Source organism: Rhodococcus sp. WB9 (assembly GCF_007558985.1).
GTDB classification, from domain to species: domain Bacteria; phylum Actinomycetota; class Actinomycetes; order Mycobacteriales; family Mycobacteriaceae; genus Rhodococcus_F; species Rhodococcus_F opacus.
Window position 1 is genome coordinate 6,202,569 of sequence record NZ_CP041769.1, and the last position, 16,638, is coordinate 6,219,206.

Here is a 16,638-nt window from a genome sequence, read left to right on the forward strand (position 1 = left end):
GAGTACCGTGAGCGAATGGACTTCCGGGAACCCCTGTCGGCCGCGGCTGCTCTCGCGTCCGGTGCACTGGCCGGTTTCGTCCTCACCAATCCCCGCAACCGGGCCTGGACGATCAATGCGTCCGACCGGGAGATCGACCGGTGGCTCAGCAGCCAGCCGACGGGTGTGGTGGTGGCTCTCGTTCTCGCCGTCATCGCGGTCGCCGGTCTGCAACGGTCCGGCTCCCGGCGGGTGTCGTGGCTCCTGGCGGCGGCGTGCGCGCTCGCCCTGATCGGCGCGCGCTGGGTGGTGCCGGACGTCGGCGGGGTCGACACGCTGATCGCCCTGCACTTCGCGAAGACCGCGACTGCCGGGTTCCTGCTGGGCGCGGCGGTCGCCGCGGTGTGGGGTCGCTGGGTTTCGCAGCTGGCGTCGACTCTCGGTGTGGCGAGCGCGTTCCTCCTCGCGAGTGTGCAGCGACTACCGCGCGGCGACACCGCGTATGTCGAGCCCGCGAGTATGAGCACCTCCGCGATCGGCGAACCCCCGCAGTGGCTGCTGATCGGAGTTCTCGTGCTCGCGCTCGCATCGGCGGTGGTGGCGCGGTCGCAGTTCCGGGTGCAGCGTCCCGACCGGAAGACCCTGCTGACCGCGCTGGTCGGCGCCTTGGCTCTCGCCCTGCTCAACCGGTTGCTCGGGGCATGGATCGACGATCAGGAATTCGGCGAACCCCTGACGGTCTGGCTGATCGTCGCGTTCTCGCTTGCCGTGATTCTGACGGTCACCGTGCTGATCGCACGCCGGTTCCCGGGGATCGACGGACGCTTCCTGCTCGCCGCGACCGGTGTCACCGCCGCGGCCGTGCTCGTCCTCGACGACCTCCGGACTCCGCGGGTGACGACGCCCGCGGCGGCATTGCTGGCGGTGGGCGTCGTCGCGCTTGCCGCGGGCATCGCGGTGGCGGTCAGGGTCCCGCCGAAGTGGCGACGCCCGCAGTGGGGACTGAGCCTGGCCGCCGTCGTTCCGCTGCTCGCCGCAATCTGGCCCGACTTCGGCGACGACGGCGTCGCGTTGTTGATCCGGCTGGCCGTGCTGGGCTGCGGCACGGGTTTCGCGCTCGCCGCCGCTCTGCCGGGGTCGGCGCCCGTCGCGGTGCTCGGTTTCGCATTGCCGTTCGCGTCGCTGGTGTTCGTGGCGGCGACCACCGTTCCCCGCAGCCGGGTGGTCTACCCGGGCTCGAGCAGCGAACACCGTCTGCCGTCGTCGCCTGCCTCGACCGCCGCGTCCGACCATCTCGTCGGCTTCGTGATGCTGCTCGTCGTCGCGTTCTGCGTCTACTCGGTCCACGAGCGGCGCAGTACCCCGGAAGGCAGCTAGTCGAGGAGGCCGAGCGACTGCAGCCGACGGAACACGAGCATCGAGCCGGGCGCGACGTCGGGCATGGCCGCGTATTCGTCGACGGTGAAGTACCGCAGTTCGGCGATCTCGCTCGTCGGCCGCGGCTCGGCGCTCAGTTCGGCGAGGAAGCAGGTCATGTGCAGGTCGGTACCCTCGGGGTGTCCGTACGCGGGCGCCTCGAAGACCCCCAAATGTTCGAGCGTCCCGTCGACGATTCCGGCGTCGAGTTCCTCCCGGATCTCGCGGTGCAGAGCCTGTTCGGCGTTCTCGCCCGGATCGATCTTTCCACCTGCCATGTAGAACGCGGTCTTCCCCACCGATCGGGTCTGGAGGAGTTTCCGGTCGCGGATGTGGGCGAGCGCGGCGGTTCGGATCTCGGCAGGCACCGTCACAAGATAGAACAGTCGGGCCTGCCGCCCATAACACATTGCGCCCCATTAGTCCGATTTGCCGCGATTGTGAGTCCGAATAACCGACCCAGTAGGATGTACCCGTAGCCCAGTTCGCTAGCTAAGCGAACGGTCTACACGACTCGGTTCGTTTCGTTCCGACACCCCGCCGCCCGCTGACCCCCGACGGAGTGCCTTTTGCTTGCTGTTCTGCTCGCCCATGCCGTTGCCGCCGTTCTGGCTCCGCTTGTGGTGCGCAAGTTCGGCCGCAATGGTTTCTACCCTCTCTCCCTCGTCCCGCTGGCGTCGCTCGGATGGGTGATCGCGAACTGGGGCACGGAGCAGACCGTGTCCATCGAGTGGGCTCCGGGCCTGTCGATGGACCTCGACTTCTGGTTCGATCCGCTCGCCGCGATCATGTCGGTGCTCGTGCTGGGCATCGGCACGCTCATCCTGGTCTACTGCGCGCGCTACTTCACCGACGACGAACCCCGCCTCGGCATCTTCGCCGCCGAGATGGTGGCCTTCGCCGGGGCCATGTTCGGCCTCGTCGCCAGCGACAACATGTTGCTGCTGTACATATTCTGGGAACTGACGACGGTCCTGTCCTTCCTGCTGGTCGGGCATTACGCCGAACGCGCGTCGAGTCGCCGGGCGGCGACGCAGGCGCTGCTCGTCACCACCGCGGGTGGTCTGGCCATGCTGGTCGGCATCATCATCCTCGGCCAGGTGAGTGGCACGTACAACCTGTCCGAACTGATCGAGATCGCACCTCGCGGCTGGCTCGCTGGTGTCGCCGTCGTGCTTGTCCTGATCGGTGCCCTGTCGAAATCCGCGATCGTGCCGCTGCATTTCTGGCTGCCCGGAGCGATGGCCGCCCCGACCCCGGTCAGCGGCTACCTACACGCCGCGGCCATGGTGAAGGCCGGCATCTATCTCGTCGCCAGACTGTCGCCCGGTTTCGCCGACTCGGCGCCCTGGCGGTTCACGATCATCACGCTCGGTCTGCTGACGATGGTCCTCGCCGGGTGGCGGGCGATGCGTGCCTTCGACCTCAAACTGGTGCTCGCGTTCGGCACCGTCAGCCAGCTCGGTTTCATGATGGTCCTCGTCGGCCTCGGCACCCGCGACGCCGCGCTCGCCGGCATGACGATGGTCGTCGCCCACGCGATGTTCAAGGCCGCGCTGTTCATGGTGGTCGGGATCATCGACCACACGACGGGCACCCGCGACATCCGCAAACTTGCGCACCTCGGTGACCGTGCTCCCGCTCTGATGGTCGTCGCCGCGCTGGCCGCGGCGAGCATGGCCGGGCTTCCCCCGTTTCTCGGGTTCATCGGGAAAGAAGCCGCATTCGACTCCCTGTTGAGCACGACCGTCCTCGCCGACCCGGCGCGGATCGTCACCGTCGGCGTCGTGGTGTTCGGTTCGATCCTGACGCTCGCCTACAGCGTGCGGTTCATGTGGGGCGCCTTCGGTCGCAAGCGGCTCGCGCGGCCGAGCCCGGCCGTGCAGGGCATGCACGCACCGGGACCGTTGTTTCTCGCCGCGCCCGCCGTTCTGTCCGTACTGAGCCTGGCGGCGGGACTCGTGGCGCCGCAGCTCGAGAAGCTTCTGACGCCGTACTCGCAGACCCTGCCCGCCGAGGGCGTCTCCGACTACCACCTCGCACTGTGGCACGGCGTGAACACCGCCCTGCTGCTCACCCTGCTGGTGTTCGCCGTCGGCACCGCGCTCTTCGTGGCGCAGCGCTGGGTCAACCGGTTGCGGTTCGAGCATCCGCCGCTCGGCAACGCCGACCGCATCTACGACGCGACGCTGCGCGGCATGGACGCCTTGTCGATGCGGCTGACCGGCGCCACCCAGCGCGGTTCGCTCCCGCTGACCCAGGCGACCATCCTCGGCACCCTCGTGGTGGTGCCGCTGGTGCTGCTCGTCGTCGGCACGAATACGGGCGCCGACGTCCGGTTGTGGGATTCGCCGGTGCAGTTCGTGATCGGGCTGATGATGGTCGCGGCCGCGCTCGCCGCGACGGTGATGCGCAACCGTCTGGCCAGCGTGATCCTCGTCGGTCTCAGCGGCTACGGCTGCGGTGTGCTGTTCGCCCTCCACGGTGCCCCCGACCTCGCGCTCACCCAGTTCCTGGTGGAGACGCTGACCCTCGTCATCTTCGTTCTCGTGTTCCGAAAACTGCCCGCCGAGGTGGACGAGCGCCGGGCGATCGGATTCAAGATTCCGCGGGCGCTGCTGGCGGTCGCGGTCGGTGCCACCATCACCACGATCGGCGCGTACGCCATCAACGCGCGGAACTCGGTGCCGATCTACGAGCGACTCCCCGACGCGGCGTACTACCTCGGCAACGGCAAGAACGTCGTCAACGTCCTGCTCGTGGACATCCGTGCCTGGGATACGCTCGGTGAGATCTCGGTGCTGCTGGTGGCGGCCACGGGTGTCGCGAGCCTGGTGTTCCGCAACCGCCGCTTCGGCAGCGCACCCCGGGTGTCCGACGCCCCCGCGGTCACGGCCGATTCGTCTGCGTCGCATTCCGAGACGACGTGGCTGCTCGGCGGCGACCTCATCGATCCGAAACACCGGTCGCTGGTCCTCGAGGTGACGACCCGGCTGATCTTCCCGACCATCATGGTGTTGTCGGTCTACTTCTTCTTCGCCGGTCACAACGCACCAGGTGGCGGGTTCGCCGGCGGCCTCACCGCCGGTCTCGCGCTGGTCCTGCGGTACCTCGCGGGTGGACGGTACGAACTCGGCGAAACCGTCCCGATCGACGCGGGCAAGATCCTGGGCCTCGGACTCACACTTGCGGCGGGCACCGCGCTGGCGTCGCTGTTCCTCGGCGCCCCGGCTCTCTCCTCCGCGGTGTTCGAGGTGACGCTGCCGCTGGTCGGCCACGTCAAGATGGTCACCGCCCTGTTCTTCGACCTGGGTGTGTATCTCATCGTGGTCGGGCTCGTACTCGACGTGCTCCGCAGTCTCGGAGCACGTCTCGACGCACAGATCGAGGTGAACCAGCGATGAGCGCGAACATCGGATTTCTCGTCATCATCGGCGTCCTGGTGTCGGCGGGCGTCTACCTGCTCATCGAGCGCAGCATCACCCGCATGTTGCTGGGACTGCTGCTGTTCGGCAACGGCATCAACCTCCTGATCCTCACGTCCGGCGGTTCGGACGGCAATCCGCCCATCGTCGGCCGTGAGTCCATCCACGAGTCGATGGCCGACCCGCTGGCTCAGGCGATGATCCTGACCGCGATCGTCATCACGATGGGCATCGCCGGGTTCGTGCTCGCGCTCGCGTACCGGTCGTTCAAGATCACCACGCAGGACGCCGTCGAGAACGACCCCGAGGACACCAGGGTGCTGCGGCGCCGGTCGCCCGCCGAGGCACCCGACCGGGACCGCTCCGACGACCCGGTCACCGGCGAGCCGAGTTTCAGCGGCGACGCATTCGACAAGGACGGAAACCCTATTCCCCTGGAAGAGCTGAAGAACCTCGAGGACCTCGAATGCTACGAGGACCTGCACGAGGGTGACTTCGACGACGACGAGGACGCCGACAAGGCCGGGATCGGGGAGAGGTCGTGACCATTTCCCCGCACATCATCACGGCCCTCGCGCCGCTGCCCGTCCTCGTCCCGATGCTCGCCGCCGCGGCCACGCTGGTGCTCGGCCGGCGTCCGCGTGCCCAGCGGATCATCACGCTCGTCGCGTTGATCGGTGTTCTCGTCGTGTCGGGCCTGCTGCTGTTCCTGGCCGACCGCGATGGGACGACAGCCATTCAGGTGGGTGGCTGGGATTCACCGATCGGCATCACGCTGGTGGTCGACCGGCTGTCCGCGATGATGCTGGTGGTCTCGTCGATCGTGCTGCTCGCCGTCATGGCGTACGCCGTGGGTCAGGGTATCCGCGACGGCAGTGAGGACCAGCCCGTCTCGATCTTCCTGCCGACGTATCTGGCGCTGACGGCGGGCATCTCCAACGCGTTCCTGGCGGGCGACCTGTTCAATCTGTACGTCGGCTTCGAGGTGCTCCTCGCCGCCAGCTTCGTCCTGCTGACGCTCGGTGCGAGCGCAGACCGTGTCCGTGCGGGCGTGTCGTATGTGATGGTGTCGATGGTGTCGTCGCTGATCTTCCTGGCGGGCATCGCGTTCGCCTACGCGGCCACCGGAACGCTCAACCTCGCCGACATGGCTACCCGCCTCGACGGCATCCCGTCCGGCACGCGCACCGCCATCTTCGGTGTGCTGCTCGTGGCGTTCGGCATCAAGGCGGCGGTGTTCCCGCTGTCGACGTGGCTGCCCGACTCCTACCCCACCGCGCCGGCGCCCGTCACCGCGGTGTTCGCCGGCCTGCTCACCAAGGTGGGTGTGTACGCGATCATCCGCGCGCACACGCTGCTCTTCCCGGAGGGCGAACTCGACAACGTGCTGATGGTGTGCGGCCTCCTGACGATGCTCGTCGGCATCCTCGGTGCGATCGCGCAGAGCGACATCAAACGTCTGCTGTCGTTCACCCTGGTCAGCCACATCGGGTACATGGTGTTCGGTGTCGCGCTGTCCACCCAGTCGGGGCTGTCGGGTGCCATCTACTACGTGGCCCACCACATTCTGGTGCAGACCACGCTGTTCCTGGTGGTCGGTCTGATCGAACGCCAGGCCGGATCGTCGTCGCTGCGACGTCTCGGCGGGCTCGCCGCGGCGAGCCCCGTCCTGGCCATCGTCTTCCTCGTCCCGGCCCTCAACCTCGGTGGTATTCCCCCGTTCTCCGGGTTCATCGGCAAGGTCGCGCTGTTGCAGGCCGGCTCGGCGGATGCGAGCGTGCTGGCGTGGATCCTCGTCGCGGGCGGCACCCTCACCAGCCTCCTCACGCTGTACGTCGTCGCACGTGTGTGGACCAAGGCGTTCTGGCGGGCGCGCGCCGACGCCCCCGAGGGTGACCTCGCGGACGTCAGCCCGTCGGCCCTCCTCGACGAGTCCGAGGCCGACATCTCGTTCGACGACCGCGCCGACGTGGGCCGTATCCCCGCGATGATGCTCATCCCCACCGTCGCCCTCGTCGCCGTGGGGCTGGCGATGACGGTGTTCGCCGGCCAGATCATCCAGATCAGCGACCGCGCGGCGAGCGATCTGCAGAACCGGTCCATCTACATCGACGCCGTCCTCGGCGGTCACCCCGGCGGCGAAGCGCAGGAGGCACCGCGATGAAACGCGAGAGACTTCTCCAGTTCGGCGCGCTGCTGTGGCTGATGGCGGTGTGGATCCTGTTGTGGGGCAACGTCAGCTGGGCCAACATTCTCGGCGGGCTCGCCGTCGGCGCGCTCATCATGGTGCTCATGCCGCTGCCGCGGGTGCCCGTGGAGGGCCGGGTGCACGTCCTGCCACTGCTCCGGCTGGCAGTCATGTTCGTGTACTACTCGCTCCAGTCGAGCCTCCAGATCGCCTACCTCGCACTCCGGCCCGGGCCGCCGCCTGTCACCGGGGTCCTGCGCTACCAGCTGGGGATCAAATCCGACCTCGTCCTGACCCTGTGCATCGACGTACTGAACCTCATTCCGGGCACCATGGTCCTCGAAATCGACCAGGTACGGCGGATCGTCTACGTGCACGTCCTGGACATAGGTTCGCAGAAGGCGGTCAGCCAGTTCTACCGCACGGTCGCGCAGCTGGAACGGTTGTTCATCGAGGCGTTCGAACGCGACTCCGACTGGAAACCGAGCCCCTGGCACAACCGCGACCTGCACTACGACGACCCCACTCAGGAGGGCAGCTCATGACAGTCGTATCGGTCATCTCCGGAATCGTCCTGGTCGTCGCCGGGGTTCTGACGACGTTCCGGCTGCTCGACGGGCCCAACTCGCTGGATCGCCTCGTCGCCCTCGACACCCTGATCGCGCTCGCGATGTGCGGGCTCGCCGTGTGGGCCGCGTACACCGGCGACACGACGATCGTGCCCGCCATCGTCGCGCTGTCGTTGGTGGGGTTCATCGGTTCGGTGTCGGTGGCCCGGTTCCGGGTGAGTGACAAGTCGTGACCACCGTGCTGAACGTCATCGGGGCCACGCTCATGCTGTGCGGCTCGCTGCTCGCGCTGACGGCCGCCATCGCCATCGTCCGATTCCCGGACACCCTGCGCCGCATGCACGCCGCCACCAAACCGCAGGTGGTCGGTCTCATCATGGTTCTCGCGGGCGCCGTCCTCGAACTGCGTGGCAACGTCGACATCTGGATGCTGATCCTCGTCGGCATCTTCACCCTGTTCACCGCGCCGGTCATCGCGCACAGCGTCGGCCGGGTGGCGTACCGGGAGCAGCGAGATCAGGACGGGCTGTTGATGATCAACGAGTTGGAGCCGCCAGAACGTCCGTGACCGCTGCCTTGGCGCCGCTGCCCCACCGTGCGAGTGCGGTGTCGGGCCGGGCGAAGAACGTCGCGTAGAACCCGAGGCTCATCGCGGCGAGGGCACCGAGGACGAGTGGTCCGGACACCTCGGGGAATCGGCCCATCGGCACTGCGAGGTAGCGGTAGCTGAGCAGCAGTCCGGCCAGCACCAGCGCGCCGCCTCCGACGAGGCGAACCCGGAACCAGCCCCACCCCCGTTCGGGGTCGCGCAACGCGGATTCGATGGTCAGGCACAGGACGGCTCCGGCGACCAGGTCGACGCCGTAGTGGTAGCCGAACCCGAGGGTCGCCGTCAGCGTGCACACCAGCCAGAACGTGCCACCGAGCCGCAGCCACCAGGCGCCCTGCCGGGAGTGGATGAACAGGGCGAGAGCCCACGCCGTGTGCAGGCTCGGCATGCAGTTGCGGGGGGTCGCCGAGTCGAACGACATCGGTTCGGGCGCAAAGTCGGGTGTCGGGACGAGGTTGGGCCAGTAGTCGCTGACCTGGAACCCCTGCCCCTCGGTGCCGAACGCGAAGATCGGACCGACCACCGGGAACAGCACGTAGAAGACGGGACCGATGAGACCGATCAACAGGAACGTGCGGACCAGGTAGTGCGACGGCCAGCCGTTCCGCAGTTGGTAGACCGCTACCGCGATGGCTGCGACCGGCAGTTCGATGTAGACCCAGTGGAGGATGCCGTAGCCGACGGGTCCGAGGGCGTCGACGAACTGCCCCAGGTGCCACGAGGGGCTGCCCAGCGCGTGATCGGCCAGTTGCGCGTATTCGTCGAGGATCATCGGCCCGGCCATGATCGTGACCTGGAGCCAGGCGTCGCCGAATTTGGTCGCGAGAATCAGCAGCGCACCAAGTCCGACACCCTTGAGGGCGCTGCGCCGCTGGTCGCCGGTCCATCGGACCGCCGCATACACGCCCACCGCCGTGAGTACCCAGGTCGCGCCGTTGCCGACGGTCAGCGGGCCACCGGACAGATAGCGCACCGCGGCGACCACGACATCGATACCCGCCGCGGCGGAGAGTGCCACGACGCGCTGGCGATTGGTGAGCCCGACCATCGCGAGCGCAAGGCCGGCCCACGGGACGGACGCCGACTTGGGGGTCAGGACATAGTCGTGGAACAGGCTTTCGAGGGGGCCTTGGAAACCCTGTGTGGACGCGACCAATTGGACGACCACCAGCAGGATCGCCACCCCGAGCGCCCCGCCCGCCGCGAACATGCGGGATCGATCGACGGGCCCACCCGGCCGTACAACGGCAACATCGTCGATCGACACCCGCCAAGTGTAAACAACACGTGAACGGGAAGTGGACGAGTGTCCTGCCCGAGACCGTCCTTCAGGTCCCGAGCTCTTTCACCAGCGCATCGACCACGGCCACCAGGTCACCGCCGGTCGCCTCCGCGACCTGACGTTGCCGCTGGTAGGAAGCGCCACGACGGGGAATCTCGGCCACGGCGGCCAGTTCGTCCGCGCAGCCGAGACGCGCAGCGGTCGGAGCCAGCTTCTCGAGCAGGTCGTTCAGGTCGTCGGTGACGAGGCGCTCGTTGCTGTCCTCGTCGAGGATGATCTCGGCGTCGAGCCCGTACCGCGCGGCCCGCCACTTGTTCTCCTTCACGTGCCACGGCTGCAGGTTGGGCAGATTCTCACCTGCCTCGAAACGCCGGTCCAGGTCGACGATCAGGCAGTGCACGAGCGCGACGAGCGAACTGAGTTCGGCGCGGGTGGAGATGCCGTCGAAGACGCGGACCTCGATGGTGCCCCACCGTGGCGCCGGCCGGATGTCCCAGTGCATCCCACCGATCTTGGTGATCACACCGGTCTTCATCTGGTCGCTGATGAAATCCTCGTACTGCCCCCAGTTCGCGAACTGGTACGGCAGCCCCGCGGTGGGGAGCTGCTGGAACATCAGCGCACGATTACTCGCGTACCCCGTGTTGACGCCGGCCCACATCGGTGAGGACGCGGACAGCGCGAGCAGGTGCGGGTACCGCTGCAGCAGCGCATTGAGGATCGGGAACACCTTCTGCGGCGAGGACACACCGACGTGGACGTGCACACCCCAGATGAGCATCTGACGGCCCCACCACTGGGTGCGTTCGATCAGCTCGTCGTAATCCGGTGTGCGCGTGACCAACTGGGTCGACCACTGCGCGAACGGATGCGTTCCCGCGCAGATGAGATCGACGCCGAGCGGGTTCGCCGCCCGCCGCAACAGGTCGAGCGACTCGTCGAGGTCGTCCATCGCCTCACCGACGGTGGAGTGGATACCGGTGACGAGTTCGACGGTGTTGCGCAGTAACTCCTTGGTGATCCGCGGATCCTCGGGCCCGGCGAGATTCGCCACCGCGTCGAATACCTCCGCGGCCGTGTTGGAGAGATCCCGCGTGACCCTGTCGACCAGCGCGATCTCCCACTCGACGCCCAGAGTCGGCCGCGGCGAACCGGGAAAAGGAACTACCACGGTTTCGATCCAACCACAGGCCGCAGTGCGCGGCAGCGCACCGGCATCCCGGCCGAGGCCGGGATGTCACGCGACTCAGCTGGCGCCGATGACACCACAGGCCACCCGGGAACCCGCGTCCCCGGTGTTCAGGGTTTCCTGATCGGGGGCGGGTGCGTAACGGGTGGGGATGTTGGCGAAATTGTCGGAACCCGAGTGGATCATGACCGCGGTGCCGCTGTCGCCGTTCTTCAGGTCCTCGACCGTGAAGGCGTCGGTGGTGGTGACCAACTCGGCCGTGCCGTCGGCCAGAACCTGCAGCGAGGTGAGGTCACCGCTCGCGGGGTGCCCCGAGTGGCCCTCGGCCTGGAAGTGCCCGCCGGCGGACAGGAAGTTTCCGGGCGCACCCCCGGTCGGTGCCACGGAGTTCGTCTCGCACTTGCCGACGGAGTGCACGTGGAAACCGTGGAAGCCGGGCGTCTGATCCTTGACGGAAACGGTGACCTCGACGTGGCTGCCCGCCTGCTTGAACGTGGCGGTGCCCACGTCTTCGCCCTCGGCGTTCTTCAGCGTCGCGCTGACCGCGCCGCTCTCCGCGGACTCACCGGAACCGCTCTCGGCGTCGCCGGGAACGCCTGCAGCACTGGGATCGGCGGCGCCGGTCCAGACGGGAGGAGTGGTGCCGGGAACGTCGGTCGGCTCCTCGTTGTTACTGCAGGCGGTCAGTCCGAGTGCTGCAATGGCCACCACCGGGGTGACAATGCGCCAGGACATCCGACGGGTAGAACTCGAGGCCATCAAACCGCTCCTTTGAGGTGGCGAAGAAGTGCATCTGATCATAACCGCGGCGATGGTGCACCGACCGTCCGGTCTACTGCGCGGACGTGACGATGACGATCACGCCGGCGGACGAATTGGCGATACCCGGGAACCGCGGCTGGGCCGACACCCCGAGTTGCGCGGCGATCTCCGTCGCCGCTTCCTTCTCGGCGGCGGAAGTCCCGTAGTACACAGTGGTTTCGGAGATGGTGCCGTCGCTGTAGTTGCCGGTTTCCGACACCGTCCACCCCGAGGACATCAGTTCGGTGGCCGTCTGGCTCGCGAGACCGGTGACATTGCTGTTGTTGAGCACCCGCACCGGGACCGACGCCGCGTCGGCGGACTTCGAGGTACTCGAGGCACCGGACGTGGTGCTCGCCGCGGACGTCGAGGAGGCGCCCGCCGCTCCCGCAGCCGTCGTCGGACGCACGGCGGCGGTGGTCGTGGCAGCCGCCGTGGTGGTGACGGTGGCGGCGGTCTCCTCCGAGTCCGAACCTCCGAGGGAGGCGAACCCGAGACCCGCGAACAGAATCGCGAGGGCGATCAGCACCATCGCGAGGGCACGTAACGGCGGGCCGGACGATTCGGGTTTCGGAGTACTCACGATGTCGACCTTAGCGACCGGGTGCTACGTGACGTCGAACCCGAGGCGGCGGGCGGCGCGGGCCTTCTGCCTGCTCGCGCGCAGCCGTCGCAGCCGCTTCACGAGCATCGGGTCGGCTGCGAGTGCCTCCGGCCGGTCCACCAGCGCGTTGAGAACCTGGTAATACCGGGTGGCAGACATGTCGAACAGTTCTTTGATCGCTTCTTCCTTCGCGCCGGCGTACTTCCACCATTGGCGTTCGAAGGACAGGATGTCGTGCTCCCGACGCGAGAGGCCGTCGTCGCCGACGTCCTTGACCCCCGCCGAGTTGTCGCCGTCGATGCGCTCGGACTGGGTCCGACTACGCGCTGTTGCGCCGTCCATCTCACTCCTCGACTACTAGCTCTCGCTCGACCTCAGCGAAACCACGTTCCCCCGGCTCCTCGATCGCGTGGCCGACCGAGCAACGAATTACACCGCTGTTCTTCAGCGACTATTCAACCATGACGAACGCCGCGGGCAGTGCGAACGGCTCGGGCGCGCCGCACTATCCTTGACGACCATGGCCATCCTCCCCATCCGGATCGTGGGCGACCCGGTATTGCACGAACCGACCGAGGCAGTGTCCCAGTCACCTGCGGAACTCGCTGAGATCATCGCCGACATGTACGACACGATGGACGCCGCCAACGGCGTCGGGCTCGCCGCCAACCAGGTCGGCCTGCCGCTGCGGTTGTTCGTCTACGACTGCCCGGACGTCGACGGAGACGGCAAGGCGCTGCGCCGCCGGGGTTGCGTCGTCAACCCGGTCCTCGAAACGTCGGAACGACCCGAGACCATGCCGGATCCGGACGACGACGTCGAGGGCTGCCTGTCGGTGCCGGGCGAGCAGTTCCCCACCGGGCGGGCCGAGTGGGCGAAGGTTACGGGTACCGACGCCGACGGCAACGCCGTCGAGATCGAGGGGCACGGCTTCTTCGCACGCATGCTGCAGCACGAGGTCGGTCACCTCGACGGCTTCCTCTACGTCGACATGCTGGTCGGCCGCAACGCGCGCGCCGCCAAGAAGACCATCAAGCGCGCCGGCTGGGGCGTTCCCGGCCTCAGCTGGGTGCCGGGAACGGTCGAAGACCCGTTCGGGCATGACGACTGACATTCCGCTCGGAAGCCGGGTGGTGCTGCGATACCAGCTGCCACCCGGCCACAGCCATCCGATGACCGATGTCATCGGGGTGCTGGAGAGCGTCGACCCGGTGGTGATCGTCCGCGCCGCGGACGGCTCGGTCGTCGAGGTGGATCCGGAGCGGGTGGTCGCGCTGAAGGCCGTCCCCGCACGACCGGTGCGCGCGAGCGAGATCCGATCCCTCGAACTGGCCTCCGCCGACGGCTGGCCGGGTGTCGAGCACACGTGGATCGACGGGTGGCTCGCCCGCTACGGTCACGGCTTCACCGGACGCGCCAACTCGGCGGCCCCGCTCGGCGACCGTGGGTCGGTGGGCAGCCTGGACGACGCCTCCCCCGGCGGCACGCTCGACCGTCTGCGCGAGTGGTACGCCGAGCGCGACCGCCCGCTGCGGTTGCTGATTCCCGACCGGCTGGGCGAGGTACCGCTCGGCTGGAACGTCAGCGACGAAGTGGTCGTGATGGCGGCCGACATCGACAACCTGGCGTTGCCCGAGGGCCCACGCACCACCACGGTCACCGATCACCCCGATCCGGACTGGCTCGCCCTCTATCGCTACCGCGGGTCCGCGCTCCCCGACTTCGCGGTCGACGTGCTGGACTCGGTTCGCGGCGGCACTCTCGGGTTCGGCCGGATCGGCGCCGCCGACTCGACGCTGCTGGCCGTCGCCCGCGGATCCGTCACCTCCGCGCCCGACGACCGCCGGTGGGTCGGGCTCACCGCGGTTGAGGTCGCGGAGGCTCACCGCCGCCACGGAATCGGCAGCCTCATCTGCGGCGACATGATCAACTGGGGACGCGAACACGGCGCGACCCACGCGTGTCTGCAGGTCGCCGTCGAGAACGAGGGCGCCCAGGCGATGTACCGCAACCTCGGCTTCGTGGCCCACCACCGGTACCGCTACGCCACCGAACCTGTCGGCTGACGACCTGTCGGAGAGTGCCGCTAGGGTGGCTGCCGTGCGCATCGCAACCTGGAACGTGAACTCTGTTCGTGCCCGTACCGACCGGATCCTGGACTGGCTCCAGCGGTCCGACGTCGACGTGCTGGCGATGCAGGAAACCAAGTGCAAGGACGAGCAGTTCCCGTACGAGCGTTTCCGCGAACTGGGCTACGAGGTCGCGCATGTGGGCCTCAGCCAGTGGAACGGCGTCGCGATCGCGTCCCGCGTGGGTCTCGACGACGTGCAGATCGGGTTCGAGGATCAGCCCGGTTTCCACAAGGACCCGGAGGTCGCGCCCGCGCAGGAAGCCCGCGCCATCGGCGCCACGTGCAACGGCGTCCGCATCTGGAGCCTGTACGTCCCCAACGGCCGTGAGCTGGCCGATCCGCACTACACGTACAAGCTCGACTGGCTGGCGAAGTTGCACACCGACGCGGTCGGGTGGATGGGGCAGAACCCGGATGCGCAGATCGCATTGGTCGGCGACTGGAACGTGGCCCCCACCGACGAGGACGTCTGGGATCCGGCGCTGTTCGAGGGCAAGACGCACACGTCCGTCCCCGAGCGTGAGGCCTTCCAGGCATTCGTCGAATCCGGATTCGCCGACGTCGTCCGGCCGCACACCCCCGGCCCCGGCGTCTACACCTACTGGGATTACACCCAGTTGCGGTTCCCGAAGAAGCAGGGAATGCGCATCGACTTCGTGCTGGGATCGCCTGCCCTCGCCGGCCGTGTCGACAAGGCCGAGATCGACCGCAACGAACGCAAGGGCAAGGGCGCCAGCGATCATGCGCCGGTCATCGTCGACCTCGGCGACTGAGAACGCAGCACACCGAGCGCCACGACCGCGCACCCGAACCCGATGAGCACACCGTGCCCGATGCGCAATGGGGCGTCGACGTAGAACTGCGGGATGAACAGTGCGAACCCCACCGCCATCGGGATCCCCGCCCAGCCCGCGAGCAGCCGGGATCGGGCGATCGCCACGGCGGCCGCCGACGCGCCGACCGCGACGAGTAGCAGTCCTGCGGCGAACAGCGTCGCCTGCGCCGCCCCCATCCGCACGCTCTCGGCGAGGGTCGTGACGGCCCCCTCGTCCAGGCCGCTGCCGCCCAGGGCGTGCAGCGCGAACGTTTCGGCACCGTAGTAGGGCAGCGTCAGCCCTGTCCCGATCCACGACGCCGCCACTGCGACCACCGCCGCTCGTTCGCCACCCGTCCCATTCAGCAGTCCGCTGAGCGCGACGAGCGCAAGCCCGAACGCGATGAACCCGCCGACGGCGGCGAGGTGAGCGACGAGCCACCACGGTGAGGCGAACTCGGCCCGTCCGTCCGGCGCCCCACCTGCCGCGTAGGGACGCACCACGGGGTAGACGACGAACAGGACACCGGCGAGGGCGAACAGCGCCGCGGCGCAGATCCGTGCGACCCCGGTAGGACTCTCGATCCGATCCGACACGGCCATGACGACTCCTTCGAACGTGAGCACCGCTCTCTATACAGAGCAGTATTCACAGCGGAGTCGCAGATGGCAAGAGCAGTGCTCTCGAAAGTAGGGCTACTCGGCAACCAGAACGTCGAGATGCTCCGGGTGCAGCGCCAGGTAGCGCTGGACATACGTGCAGATGGGGCGCACTTTCCAGCCACGCCGACGCGCCGAGCTCAACGCCTCGCGCACGAGGATTGCGGCCAGCCCTCGCCCACCGAACTCTTCCTTGACGACCGTGTGCATGAACGCGACCACCTCGCCCGGCTTCGCAGTGAATCCGGGAATGTCGTCCTCGTCCCGATAGCCGAGGATGCCGACCAACTCGTCCCCGAGCCACAGATCGAATCGTTCGTGGGCAGGGTTGTCGAGCACGCGAGCCTCAGCGGCCGTGATGTTCCCGGACGACCCGGAACTGTTCGAAGTGTGATCCATGCCACTCATGGAATCAGCAAGGCGGCATCCTCGCGAGCGGAATCGCCACCCCCGGAACCGTTTCGTTGCCGACGAGTGCCCGATTCGTGCCCCGACCGTCGTCAGCCCTGCACCGGGACGACGAGGTCGCGGTACTCGGGGTGCGCCGAGACGAAGCGCTGCACGTACGTGCACACGGGCCGGACCTTCCAGCCGTAACCGCGGGCGAGGTCGAGGGAGCGACCCACCATGAGGGCGGCGAGTCCGCGGTGGCCGAAGTCCTCCACGATCACCGTGTGCATGAACGAGACCACCGGCGCCTGCCGCCCCCGACCCTTCGGACCCGGCGGCCGGGCGGCCACCACACCCACGCCGGCACCGGCGCCGGGCGGCGCGTCTGCAAGGGCGAAATACCCGAGGATGCCGACCAGGTCACCACTCAGGCGTAGCTCGAATCGGTTCTGATCGGCGTTGTCGATCACGTCCACAACCTGCGCGTCTGTCAGCATGGTTATCTCCTGGGGTGTGTGTCGTAACCGAAATGTGATGTTCATCACCCTTTATACCGATGCCGGGAACCGCTGTCCAAGTT

The 16,638-nt window shown here is 67.8% G+C and carries 19 protein-coding genes; 10 read left to right on the top strand and 9 right to left on the bottom strand.

The window, feature by feature from the left end:
* The first annotated feature begins 15 nt into the window (after window positions 1-15).
* Complete coding sequence (locus FND50_RS29000) at window positions 16-1,356, top strand: hypothetical protein (RefSeq protein ID WP_144287970.1); 1,341 nt, start codon at window positions 16-18, stop codon at window positions 1,354-1,356.
* Here the strand turns inward: FND50_RS29000 and FND50_RS29005 are convergent.
* Entirely contained in the window at window positions 1,353-1,805 is a 453-nt protein-coding gene (locus tag FND50_RS29005) for an NUDIX domain-containing protein (protein ID WP_043943825.1), read from the bottom strand. The two genes, FND50_RS29000 and FND50_RS29005, sit on opposite strands and share 4 nt — an antisense overlap.
* A gap of 159 nt (window positions 1,806-1,964) precedes the next feature.
* On the opposite strand from FND50_RS29005, the gene FND50_RS29010 reads away from it, so the two are divergent.
* The 6 genes from FND50_RS29010 to mnhG are packed head-to-tail and all read left to right on the top strand — an operon-like array spanning window position 1,965 to window position 8,145.
* Entirely contained in the window at window positions 1,965-4,799 is a 2,835-nt protein-coding gene (locus FND50_RS29010; protein WP_005563824.1) for a Na+/H+ antiporter subunit A, read from the top strand.
* On the top strand, window positions 4,796-5,365 hold the full coding sequence (locus FND50_RS29015; protein ID WP_005264384.1) for a Na(+)/H(+) antiporter subunit C: 570 nt from the start codon (window positions 4,796-4,798) through the stop codon (window positions 5,363-5,365). The genes FND50_RS29010 and FND50_RS29015 overlap by 4 nt, the downstream gene beginning before the upstream one ends.
* A complete protein-coding gene (locus tag FND50_RS29020; protein ID WP_005264385.1) occupies window positions 5,362-6,984 on the top strand; it encodes a Na+/H+ antiporter subunit D in 1,623 nt (540 codons plus the stop codon). The genes FND50_RS29015 and FND50_RS29020 overlap by 4 nt, the downstream gene beginning before the upstream one ends.
* Entirely contained in the window at window positions 6,981-7,553 is a 573-nt protein-coding gene (locus tag FND50_RS29025; RefSeq protein ID WP_144287971.1) for a Na+/H+ antiporter subunit E, read from the top strand. Before FND50_RS29020 ends, FND50_RS29025 begins: the two co-directional genes overlap by 4 nt.
* Window positions 7,550-7,810 (top strand): monovalent cation/H+ antiporter complex subunit F, encoded by a 261-nt coding sequence (locus tag FND50_RS29030; RefSeq protein ID WP_005264390.1) that lies wholly within the window; start codon window positions 7,550-7,552, stop codon window positions 7,808-7,810. The genes FND50_RS29025 and FND50_RS29030 overlap by 4 nt, the downstream gene beginning before the upstream one ends.
* A complete protein-coding gene (gene mnhG / locus FND50_RS29035; RefSeq protein WP_005264391.1) occupies window positions 7,807-8,145 on the top strand; it encodes a monovalent cation/H(+) antiporter subunit G in 339 nt (112 codons plus the stop codon). The genes FND50_RS29030 and mnhG overlap by 4 nt, the downstream gene beginning before the upstream one ends.
* On the opposite strand, the gene FND50_RS29040 is transcribed toward mnhG, so the two are convergent.
* From FND50_RS29040 to FND50_RS29060, 5 genes are all read right to left on the bottom strand, one after another.
* Window positions 8,114-9,397, bottom strand: coding sequence for a phosphatase PAP2 family protein (locus FND50_RS29040; protein WP_005563827.1), 1,284 nt, complete (start codon window positions 9,395-9,397; stop codon window positions 8,114-8,116). The genes mnhG and FND50_RS29040 overlap by 32 nt on opposite strands.
* Window positions 9,398-9,515: 118 nt before the next feature.
* On the bottom strand, window positions 9,516-10,640 hold the full coding sequence (locus FND50_RS29045; protein WP_144287972.1) for a glutamate--cysteine ligase: 1,125 nt from the start codon (window positions 10,638-10,640) through the stop codon (window positions 9,516-9,518).
* 75 nt (window positions 10,641-10,715) lie between these two features.
* Complete coding sequence (gene sodC, locus FND50_RS29050) at window positions 10,716-11,417, bottom strand: superoxide dismutase[Cu-Zn] (protein ID WP_105421246.1); 702 nt, start codon at window positions 11,415-11,417, stop codon at window positions 10,716-10,718.
* Window positions 11,418-11,490: 73 nt separating this feature from the next.
* Window positions 11,491-12,042, bottom strand: a complete 552-nt coding sequence (locus tag FND50_RS29055) for a LytR C-terminal domain-containing protein (RefSeq protein WP_144287973.1) — start codon at window positions 12,040-12,042, stop codon at window positions 11,491-11,493.
* Window positions 12,043-12,066: 24 nt separating this feature from the next.
* Window positions 12,067-12,405, bottom strand: a complete 339-nt coding sequence (locus tag FND50_RS29060; protein WP_144287974.1) for a DUF3263 domain-containing protein — start codon at window positions 12,403-12,405, stop codon at window positions 12,067-12,069.
* Between the two features lie 178 nt (window positions 12,406-12,583).
* On the opposite strand from FND50_RS29060, the gene FND50_RS29065 reads away from it, so the two are divergent.
* The 3 genes from FND50_RS29065 to FND50_RS29075 are packed head-to-tail and all read left to right on the top strand — an operon-like array spanning window position 12,584 to window position 14,967.
* The gene (locus tag FND50_RS29065; protein ID WP_011594978.1) at window positions 12,584-13,174 is read left to right on the top strand and encodes a peptide deformylase; all 591 of its coding nucleotides are present in this window, start codon (window positions 12,584-12,586) and stop codon (window positions 13,172-13,174) included.
* A complete protein-coding gene (locus FND50_RS29070) occupies window positions 13,164-14,129 on the top strand; it encodes an N-acetyltransferase (RefSeq protein ID WP_144287975.1) in 966 nt (321 codons plus the stop codon). Before FND50_RS29065 ends, FND50_RS29070 begins: the two co-directional genes overlap by 11 nt.
* A gap of 34 nt (window positions 14,130-14,163) precedes the next feature.
* Window positions 14,164-14,967 (top strand): exodeoxyribonuclease III, encoded by an 804-nt coding sequence (locus tag FND50_RS29075; RefSeq protein WP_144287976.1) that lies wholly within the window; start codon window positions 14,164-14,166, stop codon window positions 14,965-14,967.
* On the opposite strand, the gene FND50_RS29080 is transcribed toward FND50_RS29075, so the two are convergent.
* The 3 genes from FND50_RS29080 to FND50_RS29090 form a co-directional block, all read right to left on the bottom strand.
* Window positions 14,934-15,611, bottom strand: a complete 678-nt coding sequence (locus FND50_RS29080; RefSeq protein WP_144287977.1) for a hypothetical protein — start codon at window positions 15,609-15,611, stop codon at window positions 14,934-14,936. The two genes, FND50_RS29075 and FND50_RS29080, sit on opposite strands and share 34 nt — an antisense overlap.
* A 93-nt stretch (window positions 15,612-15,704) precedes the next feature.
* Entirely contained in the window at window positions 15,705-16,067 is a 363-nt protein-coding gene (locus tag FND50_RS29085) for a GNAT family N-acetyltransferase (RefSeq protein WP_144287978.1), read from the bottom strand.
* A gap of 101 nt (window positions 16,068-16,168) precedes the next feature.
* A complete protein-coding gene (locus FND50_RS29090; protein WP_144287979.1) occupies window positions 16,169-16,555 on the bottom strand; it encodes a GNAT family N-acetyltransferase in 387 nt (128 codons plus the stop codon).
* Window positions 16,556-16,638: the final 83 nt, after the last annotated feature.

Excerpts from the sequence above, each read along its gene's own strand:
- FND50_RS29000 (WP_144287970.1), top strand. The coding sequence starts at position 16 with ATGGACTTCCGGGAACCCCTGTCGGCCGCGGCTGCTCTCGCGTCCGGT.
- FND50_RS29005 (WP_043943825.1), bottom strand. The coding sequence starts at position 1,805 with ATGTGTTATGGGCGGCAGGCCCGACTGTTCTATCTTGTGACGGTGCCT.
- FND50_RS29015 (WP_005264384.1), top strand. The coding sequence starts at position 4,796 with ATGAGCGCGAACATCGGATTTCTCGTCATCATCGGCGTCCTGGTGTCG.
- FND50_RS29025 (WP_144287971.1), top strand. The coding sequence starts at position 6,981 with ATGAAACGCGAGAGACTTCTCCAGTTCGGCGCGCTGCTGTGGCTGATG.
- FND50_RS29030 (WP_005264390.1), top strand. The coding sequence starts at position 7,550 with ATGACAGTCGTATCGGTCATCTCCGGAATCGTCCTGGTCGTCGCCGGG.
- FND50_RS29040 (WP_005563827.1), bottom strand. The coding sequence starts at position 9,397 with ATGTTCGCGGCGGGCGGGGCGCTCGGGGTGGCGATCCTGCTGGTGGTC.
- sodC (WP_105421246.1), bottom strand. The coding sequence starts at position 11,417 with ATGGCCTCGAGTTCTACCCGTCGGATGTCCTGGCGCATTGTCACCCCG.
- FND50_RS29060 (WP_144287974.1), bottom strand. The coding sequence starts at position 12,405 with ATGGACGGCGCAACAGCGCGTAGTCGGACCCAGTCCGAGCGCATCGAC.
- FND50_RS29065 (WP_011594978.1), top strand. The coding sequence starts at position 12,584 with ATGGCCATCCTCCCCATCCGGATCGTGGGCGACCCGGTATTGCACGAA.
- FND50_RS29070 (WP_144287975.1), top strand. The coding sequence starts at position 13,164 with ATGACGACTGACATTCCGCTCGGAAGCCGGGTGGTGCTGCGATACCAG.
- FND50_RS29080 (WP_144287977.1), bottom strand. The coding sequence starts at position 15,611 with ATGGCCGTGTCGGATCGGATCGAGAGTCCTACCGGGGTCGCACGGATC.
- FND50_RS29085 (WP_144287978.1), bottom strand. The coding sequence starts at position 16,067 with ATGGATCACACTTCGAACAGTTCCGGGTCGTCCGGGAACATCACGGCC.
- FND50_RS29090 (WP_144287979.1), bottom strand. The coding sequence starts at position 16,555 with ATGCTGACAGACGCGCAGGTTGTGGACGTGATCGACAACGCCGATCAG.